The 11,411-nt window shown below is 50.6% G+C and carries 12 protein-coding genes; 11 read left to right on the top strand and 1 reads right to left on the bottom strand.

The genetic code is table 11. The features are described 5' to 3' along the window. Positions 1-590 precede the first annotated feature (590 nt). From ccmA to ccmI, 9 genes are read left to right on the top strand one after another with little or no spacing between them, the layout of a single operon-like run. The gene (gene ccmA, locus KDK19_RS08735; RefSeq protein WP_257254220.1) at positions 591-1,259 is read left to right on the top strand and encodes a cytochrome c biogenesis heme-transporting ATPase CcmA; all 669 of its coding nucleotides are present in this window, start codon (positions 591-593) and stop codon (positions 1,257-1,259) included. Then, positions 1,256-1,945: a heme exporter protein CcmB gene (ccmB, locus tag KDK19_RS08730; protein ID WP_257254222.1), complete on the top strand. Its 690-nt coding sequence runs from the start codon at positions 1,256-1,258 to the stop codon at positions 1,943-1,945. Before ccmA ends, ccmB begins: the two co-directional genes overlap by 4 nt. Positions 1,946-1,976: 31 nt before the next feature. Then, positions 1,977-2,726, top strand: coding sequence for a heme ABC transporter permease (locus KDK19_RS08725; protein ID WP_257254224.1), 750 nt, complete (start codon positions 1,977-1,979; stop codon positions 2,724-2,726). Further along, positions 2,726-3,073 (top strand): heme exporter protein CcmD, encoded by a 348-nt coding sequence (gene ccmD, locus KDK19_RS08720; protein ID WP_257281323.1) that lies wholly within the window; start codon positions 2,726-2,728, stop codon positions 3,071-3,073. Before KDK19_RS08725 ends, ccmD begins: the two co-directional genes overlap by 1 nt. Continuing rightward, positions 3,070-3,606 carry a cytochrome c maturation protein CcmE gene (gene ccmE / locus KDK19_RS08715; protein WP_257254226.1) on the top strand — a complete coding sequence of 179 codons (537 nt, stop codon included), beginning with the start codon at positions 3,070-3,072 and terminating at the stop codon, positions 3,604-3,606. The genes ccmD and ccmE overlap by 4 nt, the downstream gene beginning before the upstream one ends. Beyond that, positions 3,603-5,639, top strand: coding sequence for a heme lyase CcmF/NrfE family subunit (locus KDK19_RS08710; protein WP_257276006.1), 2,037 nt, complete (start codon positions 3,603-3,605; stop codon positions 5,637-5,639). The genes ccmE and KDK19_RS08710 overlap by 4 nt, the downstream gene beginning before the upstream one ends. Next, on the top strand, positions 5,636-6,178 hold the full coding sequence (locus tag KDK19_RS08705; RefSeq protein ID WP_257252306.1) for a DsbE family thiol:disulfide interchange protein: 543 nt from the start codon (positions 5,636-5,638) through the stop codon (positions 6,176-6,178). The genes KDK19_RS08710 and KDK19_RS08705 overlap by 4 nt, the downstream gene beginning before the upstream one ends. Then, positions 6,175-6,690: a cytochrome c-type biogenesis protein gene (locus tag KDK19_RS08700; RefSeq protein ID WP_257252304.1), complete on the top strand. Its 516-nt coding sequence runs from the start codon at positions 6,175-6,177 to the stop codon at positions 6,688-6,690. The genes KDK19_RS08705 and KDK19_RS08700 overlap by 4 nt, the downstream gene beginning before the upstream one ends. Continuing rightward, positions 6,687-7,859, top strand: coding sequence for a c-type cytochrome biogenesis protein CcmI (gene ccmI, locus KDK19_RS08695; RefSeq protein WP_257276008.1), 1,173 nt, complete (start codon positions 6,687-6,689; stop codon positions 7,857-7,859). Before KDK19_RS08700 ends, ccmI begins: the two co-directional genes overlap by 4 nt. 95 nt (positions 7,860-7,954) lie before the next feature. Here ccmI and KDK19_RS08690 read toward each other — a convergent pair whose 3' ends face one another. Beyond that, positions 7,955-8,257, bottom strand: coding sequence for a hypothetical protein (locus KDK19_RS08690; protein ID WP_257254202.1), 303 nt, complete (start codon positions 8,255-8,257; stop codon positions 7,955-7,957). Positions 8,258-8,713: 456 nt separating this feature from the next. Between KDK19_RS08690 and KDK19_RS08685 the strand changes: the two genes are divergently transcribed. Further along, a complete protein-coding gene (locus tag KDK19_RS08685; protein ID WP_257291749.1) occupies positions 8,714-10,681 on the top strand; it encodes a hypothetical protein in 1,968 nt (655 codons plus the stop codon). Positions 10,682-10,979: 298 nt separating this feature from the next. After that, positions 10,980-11,411 (top strand): hypothetical protein (locus KDK19_RS08680; protein ID WP_257291748.1); only part of this gene is annotated, 432 nt, incomplete at its 3' end.

Below are 11,411 nucleotides of genomic sequence, written 5' to 3'. Positions count from 1 at the left end.
GACGAAATTCAACTCCCTGCCAAGTCGCAGGGAGCACTCTTTCGGCTATAGGTAGATCGGAAATCAAGTTTACCGGTTTCACGTTGCTATGCCTGCCGATTGCACCTGATCGGCAGGTTTTTGCCCAGACATCACAGAAAGAGAGCTATGTTGCTGTAGCTCATTCGATTTAAGGCGCTGTCCGCTATTATCACTGTCTGTTTTCCGGGACTGTCTGCCGGATCTGAAAATGAAAGGTATGGATGGACTGGAAACACTCAAGGCTATGAGGGCAAGGGGTGGCTTCGCGGGTTGAGGCTGGGGTCTGGTGGGTGAACAACCGGGATCGTTGATGACTCCGGCGAATGAGAACGCTGAGCTGGCTCGAGTCAGTTCAATTTCAGCGGATTTACCCAATCTAGATAGTTAATTACTTCGGAACGAACGTCTTTTTCGATATAATCCTGTCCGACTTTATGGCTGTCAGAGTATTTTTTGAACAGTCAACAGACGTCAATCGTAAACTGCTATGAAATTTCAGCCGTATAAGGGCTGAGACGCCAAGGGTCTCCGAAAGACTCATTTGACTGACAGATTTTAGGGAAAACGACTTGCTCGAAGTGGCTAAGCTGGAGTGTGAACGAGACGATCGTGTTCTTTTTTCAAATCTCTCCATTCAACTGTCCCCCGGTCAACTGCTACAGGTAGAAGGCTGTAACGGAGCGGGTAAGACCACGCTTTTGAGAGTGCTGGCTGGCCTCTGCGGCGATTATCGTGGCGAGGTGATCTGGCAGGGGCAGAAGCTTTCCAGCATCTATGCGGAATTTAGGTTGTCGACATTTTACTTTGGTCACAAGCCTGCCGTTAAAACTGAACTCACTCCGATTGAGAATATTCTCTGGCGCTCAAACCTTCGTAACGAACGTTACCCGGAACCGTCGATTTTTTCGGCGCTGGAGCAAGTGAACCTTGCTGGCTATGAAGAGATTCCCTGTGGGCAGCTTTCGGCAGGGCAGCACAGACGGGTGGCTCTGGCAGACCTTTCGTTGTCAGCCACGCCGCTCTGGATTCTCGATGAGCCCTTTACGGCGATTGATATGGAGGGAGTGGCCTGGCTTGAACAACTGCTGGCCCGGCATGTCAAAAAAAACGGTGCTGTGGTAATGACCAGCCATCAGAGTTTGTCAAAGCTCTCTGACCGGGTCACAAAGCTGCCTCTGGAGGCATATGCCGCTTCAGATGAAGAGACCGGTCATGAAGAGTCAGGGGCCTGGTTATGAGTGACACTTCATTACGGGGTGGCCGGGCATTTCTGGGAATGGTTAAACGAGACCTTACACTGGCCTTTCGGACACCGGGGCAGACCTTGAATCCGGTGGCCTTTTATCTGATGGTCGCCAGTCTGTTTCCTCTGGGTATCGCCCCTGAAAAAGAACTTTTGTCTCAGTTAGCCGGGGGCATTGTCTGGATAGGTGCTTTGCTGGCAGTCCTTCTCTCCCTCGACTCCCTGTTCAGAAGTGACCAGGAAGACGGCTCACTGGATCAGCTATTATTGTCGCCCCACCCATTGCCTTTACTGGTGTTGGCTAAAATTTCTGCGCATTGGCTGACGACCGGTGTGGCACTGATTGTTATGGCCCCCTTACTGGCCTTGATGTTGCATTTACCGACACAGGCTTTCCCTGCATTAATACTGAGTCTGCTGGTGGGAACACCCCTGATGAGTCTCGCCGGAGCTATTGGTGCTGCGCTGACAGTGCGTGTTCAGAGGGGAGGAATACTACTGACATTGCTCTCTTTACCTTTATATATTCCTGTTTTGATTTTCGGGACAGGTGCCGTTCAGACGGCAGTGGAGGGTATGTCCTATTCAGGGCACTTATTGTGGATGGCAGCATTGCTGATATTTGGATTGTGTCTGGCGCCTCTGGCGATAGCCGCATCACTGAGAATAGTTGCAGACTGAGCAACAGGAACCAGTCACGGTAGAGTAAAAAATGAACTGGACTTTTTTTCACAAACTGGGCTCGCCCAAATGGTTTTACGAGATCAGTGGCAAATGGTTGCCCTGGTTGGCCATTGTGGCAGCCCTGTTAATGGCAACCGGCTTGATCTGGGGCCTGGTATTTGCGCCACCGGACTATCTGCAGGGTAATAGTTACCGGATCATATTTATCCACGTTCCTACCGCCTTTCTGGCATCCGCTATCTACGTGATGATGGCCTTTGCAGGTATCGTCACTCTGGTGTGGAAAATGAAACTGGCTGATATGGCACTCAAGTGTTGTGCACCCATCGGGGCTTCTTTCTGCCTGTTGGCTCTGATAACAGGTGCCATCTGGGGTAAACCGACCTGGGGAACCTGGTGGGTCTGGGATGCCAGACTGACCTCTATGCTGATTCTGCTGTTCCTCTATATGGGGGTCATCGCCCTTCGAGGCGCCATGAGAAACACCAATACCTCGGCCAAAGCCTGCGCCATCCTGACTCTGGTTGGGGTGATTAATATCCCTATCATCAAATTTTCTGTTCAGTGGTGGAATACCCTGCACCAGGGCGCCACGCTCAAGTTAACCGAGAAGCCGTCCATGGCACCTGAGATGCTTTGGCCTCTGCTGATCAGTATTGCGGCTTTTTATCTGTTTTTTACCGTCGTCCTTATTCTCCGTTTGCGAACCGAAATACTGGACCGTGAGCGCCGAACTAAATGGGTTCACAAGACCGTATTGGCCAGACAGGAGAATTGATGACTATGTATTTTGAAAATCTGGCCAGTTTGATACACATGGGTGGTCACGGTGTTTATGTGTGGTCAGCTTATGGCATGGGGCTACTGATCATTGTCTACAACATAGTTTCCCCATTGCGGTTCAGAGAGCGGATTGTGTCCCAGATTCAGCGTCAGGTGCGCAGCAGCCAATCCAGAGGTTGGAACCTTGGCGTTGATAAGAGCCTCAGCCTCAGTAAAAGCTCAAACGGGAACAAAAATCAACGCTCCGGGGCTGACAGAGAGCAAAAACTAACAATAGCCCGTCAGCAGGAAGATAGCGTCAACATTAAAGCTCAGGGTGCCCGGGAGGGGGAAGTGGAATGAATCCGGTTCGCAGACAACGCTTATTATTGATCCTTTTATTGGTAGCCGGCGTCGGTATTGCTGTGGCCCTTGCTCTGTTTGCCCTGAAGGAAAACATCAACCATTACTTCTCACCAGCCCAGATGGCCACTGGCGAAGCGCCCGTTGGTCAGAGGATCCGGGGTGGCGGTATCGTGGTTCCGGGTACGGTCAAACGTGATCCGAATAGCCTGAAAGCCACTTTCCGAATCAGTGATGGCGATGGTGAAGTGGAAGTGGAATATACCGGAATCCTGCCGGACCTTTTCAAAGAAGGTCAGGGCATTGTCGGAACCGGAAAACTGGATGAAAACCGTCGTTTTGTAGCCGAGGAGCTATTGGCCAAGCATGATGAAAACTATATGCCTCCGGAAGTACAGAAGGCCATCGACAAGGCTCATGGTACGAAGTCAGGCAATCCGTCAGATAAATCTAATGGCGCCCCGTCGTACCAGAAAGAGAATCAACAGTCTTTAGAGAACCCTCAGCCTCAACCATCGGAGAGCCAGTCATGAATCCTGAACTGGGGTTGTTTGCCCTCATACTGGCCACCTGTCTGGCACTGCTGCAAAGCATTATTCCGTTGCTGGGTAGCTACAATGGTCGACTGAACTGGATGGCCACTGGTAAAACGCTGGCTTCAGGGCAGTTTGTTTTTGTCCTGTTATCGTTCATGTGTCTGGTGTTCGCTTTTGTCTCGGATGACTTCTCTGTTCAGTACGTTGCCAGCAATTCAAGCTCCCTGCTGCCTGTTTACTACAAGGTGACTGCGGTTTGGGGCGGTCATGAAGGCTCTCTGCTGCTCTGGATTCTGACTCTTACGGGCTGGGGACAGGTGGTTGCCCTGCGCAGCAACAAATTGCCGCCGGAACTGTCTGCGAGAGTTCTGTCGGTCATGGGTATGATCAGCGTTGGCTTTCTGTTGTTTATTCTGCTGACTTCTAACCCATTTGCTCGTATTCTGCCATTCCCCCCTGTTCAAGGTTCTGACTTGAATCCGCTACTGCAGGATCTGGGTATGATTGTTCATCCACCCATGCTTTACATGGGGTATGTAGGTTTTGCTGTAGCCTTTGCTTTTGCTATTGCGGCCCTGCTCGGTGGACAGCTTGACAGCGCCTGGGCTCGATGGGCTCGTCCCTGGACAACTGTGGCATGGTGCTTCCTGACTGCCGGCATTTCCCTGGGAAGCTGGTGGGCTTACTACGAGCTGGGCTGGGGTGGCTGGTGGTTCTGGGACCCTGTGGAAAATGCTTCCCTGATGCCCTGGCTGACCGGTACGGCCCTTATTCACTCTCTGGCGGTGACTGAAAAACGCGGACTGTTCAAGAGCTGGACACTGCTGCTGGCTATCACCACATTCTCCCTGAGTCTGTTTGGTACCTTTCTGGTTCGTTCCGGTGTGCTGACCTCTGTTCACGCCTTTGCCAACGATCCTGAGCGTGGTCTCTTCATTCTCGGCTATCTGCTGGTGGTTGTGGGGGCTTCCCTGACCCTGTTTGCATTCAGGGCACCGGAAGTGAGAAGTAAAATCAGTTTCTCACTGCTATCGCGCGAAACCTTGTTGCTACTCAATAACATTATTCTGGTGACCAGTTGTGCCACGGTACTGCTGGGTACTATGTTCCCACTACTCCTTGACTCTTTGGATCTGGGCATGATTTCTGTTGGCCCTCCCTACTTTAATCTGCTGTTTGTTCCACTCTCCATGCTGCTGGCTGCCTGTCTGGGTATCGGTATCCTGCTGAACTGGAAAAAAGGTTCTCTCAGCTGGTTGAAGCAGCAGGTGCGCTGGATATTGGTCGTTTCTGTTGTCGGTGGCATCATCTTCAGTTTCTTATACGGTGACCGCTTCCTGGTCAGTGAAGCCCTGGCGATTGGACTCGTGCTCTGGATGGTATTAACCATCGGTAAGGATGTTCGCAACAAAACCCGAAACATCGGCCTTCTGAAAGGAATGAGAAAGCTCAAACCTGCCTATTATGGTATGCAACTGGCCCACCTGGGACTGGCAGTGACCTTTATAGGGGTGGCTCTGACCTCTGGTTACAGCGTTCAGAAAGATCTGCGTATGAATCCGGGCGACACAGCCCGGGTGGGTGAGTACGTCTTTCGTTTTGATGGTGTGAATCAGCGCCAGGGCCCTAACTATGTTTCTGACTTCGGTACTGTGAAGGTCTTTAAAGATAAGCAGCAGATTGCTGTCCTTAATCCCGAAAAGCGTGTCTATACCGTTCAGGGTATGCCGATGACAGAGGCTGCCATTGATTCGGGCCTGACCCGTGATCTTTATGTAGCCCTGGGAGAGCCTCTGGGTGACGATAGCTGGGCTGTTCGGCTCTACGTTAAGCCTTATATTCGTTTCATCTGGCTAGGCTCTATCTTCATGGCTCTGGGTGGTTTGCTGGCCATTTCGGACAAGCGTTATCGTGTCCGTCTCAAGAAGAAAGTCGCCCTGAGCGGGAAAAAAGCTGCATTGGCGGGTAATCCCGGGCCTTCCCTGGATTCAGGGAAAGATGCAACCGTCACCACAGGAGGTCAGGCGTGAAGCGTTGGAAACTGTTTTTACCGTTAGCTTTCTTTTTGACTTTCTGTGTTCTGCTCTACATCGGTTTGTTCATGGAAGATAAAAATGAACTGCCTTCTATGCTGCTGGACAAGCCGGTTCCTGAATTCAGCCTGAAAAAATTGCAGCAGCCCGCAGAGACCGTTACTGAAGAAGCATTGAAAGGCAGGATTCTGTTGCTTAATGTCTGGGGCTCGTGGTGTCCGGCCTGTAAGGTGGAGCACCCCTACCTGATGAAACTTGCCCGCGAAGGCATCAATATTGTTGGCGTCAACTACAAGGATGAGCGTCAGGGGGCTTTGGAATGGCTGGATCGTCTGGAAGACCCTTACCTTTTCAATATTGTTGATAAGGATGGCAGGTTGGGTCTTGATCTGGGGGTCTATGGCGCACCGGAAACCTTCCTGATCGACAAGCACGGTGTGATTCGTTACAAGCACATCGGGATCCTTGATGACCGGGTCTGGAAGAAAGATCTCAAGCCCCTTTACGATGCCCTGCAAAAGGAGTTAGTGCAATGACTCTCGACTTTTTTTTCAGGCGCTCATCACTGCTGGAATCTGTAAGCGTCTCCATGCTGATGGGGCTCGCTGTGCTGTTAGTCAGTTTGAGCGCCCATGCCGGGGTCATTGAAAACTATCAGTTTGACTCTCCCCGGCAGCAGGAACAGTTTTTCCGTTTGAACGAACAGCTGCGCTGCCCTCAGTGCCAGAATCAGTCCATTGCTGATTCCAATGCGCCTGTTGCGCAAGATCTGCGTCGTCAAGTGCACCGTATGATCGTTGAGGAAAAGGCGGATGATGACACTGTTATCCAGTTCATGCTGGATAGGTACGGTGATTTTGTACTCTATAAACCCAGAATGGATGCCCGCACCATTATGCTCTGGTTTGGCCCTCTGATTCTGCTGCTTCTGGGCATTTTTATACTGTTCAGAATCCTTAAAGAGCATCGTCCGGAGACCGAAGTTGAAGGGCTGGACGAGCAGAACAAAGCCGAGCTTGACAAGATACTGGGTGGTAAAGATAAATGACGCAGTTCTGGATAATCGCCACAATATTAACTCTCACTGGTATGGCTCTGGTCATGCTGCCTTTGTGGTTTCGCAGTCGACGCAGTTCTGATCAGGATGTTTCAGACAAGGCTTCCAACATCGCCTATTTCAGAGAGCAGGAAGCGGATCTGACAAAGCAGCGGGACCAGGGTTTGGTAACGCCAGAGGATGCCGAACTGATTCGCACTGAGCTGAAAAAAAAACTACTGGAAGATGTGACTGATAAGGAAGAAACACTCAGTTACACAAGCAGTAGCAGCAAAGGTCTTGCTTTATTCCTGGCCCTCCTGATTCCAACTATGGCCGTACCGGTCTACCTGCATCTGGGAGCTCAGACCGAGCTGTCTGTGACTGGGATGATGATGAATCCGGATGCTTCTCATGAAGAGATGATCTCTGCGCTGGAAGCCTGGCGCGACAAGCGACCGGATAATGCTCAGGCCTGGTATCTGCTGGCGGGCCGCTATATCGCAAAGGGGGAAGTGGATAAGGCGATTGACGCCTATAAGACACTCTACACGGTCTCGGAAGGCAGTCCTCAGGCAGCGGCTCAACTGGCTCAGGTACTGTTCCTGGCCAACCGTAACCAGGTTAATGGCGAAGTTCGTGGCCTCTATCAGGATGCTCTGAGCAAGGACGAAAGCAATACTACGGCATTAGGGCTCAAGGGCATTGATGCTTTCGAACGGGAAGATTACAAACAGGCTGTGCAGGCCTGGACCAAAGCACTCTCTATTGAAAATGATATGACTGCACGACAGTCATTGTCTGTGGGTATCACCAAAGCACGTAAGCTGATGGGTGAGGCGGTTGCAGAATTGAGGATCAATGTCGAATTGGCTCCCGAACTCAGTGACCTTCCAGCTCAGGCCAGAGTTATCGTGTTTGCCCGTGAGAGTGGTGTTAAAAAGCCCCCTATTGCTGCTATTCCTCTGAAGGTGAGTGACCTTCCCAAAGAGGTAATACTGGATGATAATGCCGCCATGATGATGGGGGCCAGCAGTCTGTCAGATGCAGAAAGTCTGGATGTCGTCGCTCGTATTACCCTTTCGGGCGATGTGGCCCAATCGGACTATCAGGCTGAAGTTCGTGACGTGAAAATCAAGGATAATGGTGTTATCCAGCTACGAATTGCACCTGCCAGTTGAACTCGCTTGAACGCCGAATTCAAATTTGCTGTCCAGTTGACAGACCGGGCAGCATTTTCTCTCTCTTTCGCTCCATTTTCATCATTTCGTTCCTGTTATTGTGATTGTGATTCGGTTTCTATAATGATCGGTTCATTGTAGGGAAAAGTCATTTTCCAGGAGGGCTTGCCCGGCTGCCCGGGAGAGGGCTGGTAGTCGCCCCCCCGGCCGTGTTTCATCCGATATTGGTTGGCATTGATGCGGTTCTGGCGGCTGATGGCTGATTCTTCCTCTGTCAATACCGGGGCAGGGCGCTCATGGTCATAGAAGCTATCTTCCTCAGCCATCGGCTCAGTGACACAGCTTGTTAGCAGGCTGCACAGTATTATTGTTGTGGGTACGAGCAGTAGTTTTGTCATAGCGAGTGTTTTCCAAATCCTGTATTTACTTTAAACCGATAATTGTAGACGCTGTAAATCAAGGAGGCAGGTTTAGTCTTCTCCAATATGAAATGAGCCCATGATTTGCCCGGGGACCCCTTTGGTTTTTGACAGAAAATCTTTGACAGAAAAGCACGCTTATTTTCTTGATCTATCCTTCGTCCTTATCAATCGGAACGCAGGGCTGGAATTATTAAACACTCACTCTTTGCGGCGCTGCTGTTGCCGACATTGTCTGTCGTCTGTCAGGCCGAAAGGTTGACAGAACGTTATATTATAGAGCTTGAACAGGATAGAATTTTTCCAAACCAGAGTTTTTCTATAAAACCTGCGGGAACCCCGTCAGACATTTTCGACCCAAACGGCTTCACAGAACCAGATTCATCGCCCGATGACACACCGCGCAGATCTTGGGGTTACAGGGTGAAAACGACCATGATCGAATCGATTGCGTGGCAATCGCTTTATGCCACTCAACTGCTGGCTGCTTACGAACGGACACTGACCATCAAAGTGACTCCTTTAAGTAACACCCCATACTCATGGTTGACTGCAGAAGCGGCTGTCGCGATCATCTGGCTTTTAAAAAGCCGTTGGAACCCCGGTTCATCGTCGCTTAATCCGGTTGGACAAGAAGAGGCCAGTCAGGATTATCCGTTTGCGACCATCACTATGATGTATGGCTCCGGATCTGACCGATCATCATACCAACCATCAGAATCATCGGGCCAACAAACTCCCGAAGCCACCACCCGCCCCGCAGGCTTTTGCATTAGCTCCTTTTATTCTGGCACTGGCGGCGGTAACGGAGATCCTTATAAACGCCTGCATTCTCTGGCGTTTAATTGTTTCGTAAATCCGTGTCATGGTGTTTGTCAATTCCGGCCGTCATCTCATGGCAGATTGCCCGCTGAATGGCCACCGGACTCTGAACAAAGCTCATGTCCCCACTTGGCCAATGGGTACTGTTTTAGATGCATGAATTATTCTGATTCTGTAAGCGCTCCACATTTCATGGGCGCAGGGGCGTTCAATACAACTGGCGCTCCCGGCCTGGCCAATGATGGTGTGAATTTTCCTGCCACTGCTGGCGGTGTTTCGGCCATAAATGGGTTAATCGTTCCACGTAGCCTTCCCGAAGAAGCCGGAATTTCCCTTGCGCTTACCCAGTTCATTCCCCCATTGGAGACTTCAGAGAAACAACAAACAACGACAGGATCATTCCAATTGAGTCAGAGTCAACCTCACGTTTCCGGGACAAACACTGTAAAGGCCCAGTCAGATCAAAGGTTCAAATTCCACACCAGGCAACGAACCTGTGAGGTGACAGTGATTGCCAAGGATGGTCGGCAGCAGTCATGCGGGAAGGTCTGCGGCAATGCTCAAGCCCTTTGGGCTCACAAAAGAAGATTCCACACCGGGCCGCAAACCTGTGACGTAGCAGTGGTCAATGAGGCCGGCCAGCAGCAGACATGCGGTATTGTCTGTAAGAATACACAAGCTCTGATGGATCATAAATGCAAATTTCACAGCGGGCGGCAGCAACCAATCTGCGAGTTGACAGTGGTCGGCAAGGATGGTCAGCAGCAGGCATGCGGGAAGGTCTGCAAGAATATGAAGGTCATGTGGGTTCACAAAAGAAGAGCCCACACCGGGCCGCAAGACTGTAAAGTAAAAGTGGTCACGGAAAATGGTCAGGTGCAGCCGTGTGGGATGGTCTGTAAGAATGCTCAAGCCCTCTCGCTTCACAAAAACAGATGCCATAACGGGTACAGAACCTGTGATGTTACAGTGGTTGGCAATGATGGCCAGCTACGGCCATGCCTGATGGTCTTCAAGAATGCCCAAACCCTGGCGAGTCACAGAAAAAGCGCCCATAGCGGGCAACAAATCTGTAACGCGATGGTGGTCGGGGAGGATGGCCTGCAAAGAACATGCGGGAAGCTCTTCAGGAATGCTCTGCATCTATCGAATCACAAGAGCAAATTCCACACTGGGCAAAAAACCTGTGACATGACCGTGGTTGGAGAGGACGGCCAGTCGCGGCCATGCGGAATTATCTGCAAGAATGCTTCCACTCTGTCAAATCACAAAAGTAAAGAGCACAGCAGACAACAAATCTGTGCTGCAACTGTGATCGGGGAGGATGGTCTGTGGCAACCATGCGGGATTGTCTGTATGAGTGTCAGAGCCCTGTCGCAACACAAAAGAAAAGTCCACACCCGGCAACAAACCTGTGTCACGCTAGTGGTCGGGGAGGATGGCCAACCGTGGCCATGTGGAAAGGTCTGCAAGAGTGTTAAAGCTCTGACTGATCACCAAAGAGCACATCGAAAACGCAAGCCTGATGATATGGAGCAGAACAGAAGACTTCGACCTCTGAAAGGTAAAGTGAACAAGTAAAACCCGCACTTTCATAACGCTTAAGCTCTTCTTCGCCAGAAGCTGCATAGAGCTTGATAAAATTGCCAGAATGGTTGTTGACCGGATGTTGCCCGAAGGGAAGCATATCAAGATTTGTTACGAAATTATCCCCTGCAGAGATCTTTTCCCAGATTACCACTGTCCATGAAGACTCCACGAGGCCGCCGCGTTTGCGATGGTCAGGGGGATCTATCCGAATGGAACTTCCATGCTATCTGAAGGTCACATCATTAAAGATTTCAATACAGTCCTTCAGATTGGAGGAGGAAGACTAACTATGGACAGTTCTATCGCTGGACAGATAAACAAACGCGTTCTTGAAAGTGGCGTTCGGGAGAAGAAAGCAAAGCCGGATTCATCATCAGAAAAAGATGTAAAAACTTACTCTGATATAACGCCCAAAATAAATAGATCGTCACCTCCGATGACGTTGCCCGACAAGTCGAGAAGCTTATCCTCAAGGAATTCTTTGCTTCTTAAGGCCCCTTGTCCCTTCGATTTTCGTTTTGTCGCCAGTGATGATGAGGTCCGACAGCTTTTAGTGACCCTGACCGTCGATGAACATCGGGATGTCGCCCTTATTGCCCATCCTGATGACCTCTCACAGGCCAATCTGGTCAGCCGGTTGAGCATATCTGAAGAGGGTCGCCACATTCTGCGTTCAGGCAGGCTGTTTGAAGGGACACAGCCACTCACTCTGGTGATGGAT

Source organism: Endozoicomonas sp. ONNA1 (assembly GCF_024606325.1).
Lineage (GTDB): Bacteria > Pseudomonadota > Gammaproteobacteria > Pseudomonadales > Endozoicomonadaceae > Endozoicomonas_A.
Note: the sequence above shows the minus strand (reverse complement) of the source record. Positions and strands in the feature narration are given on the sequence as shown.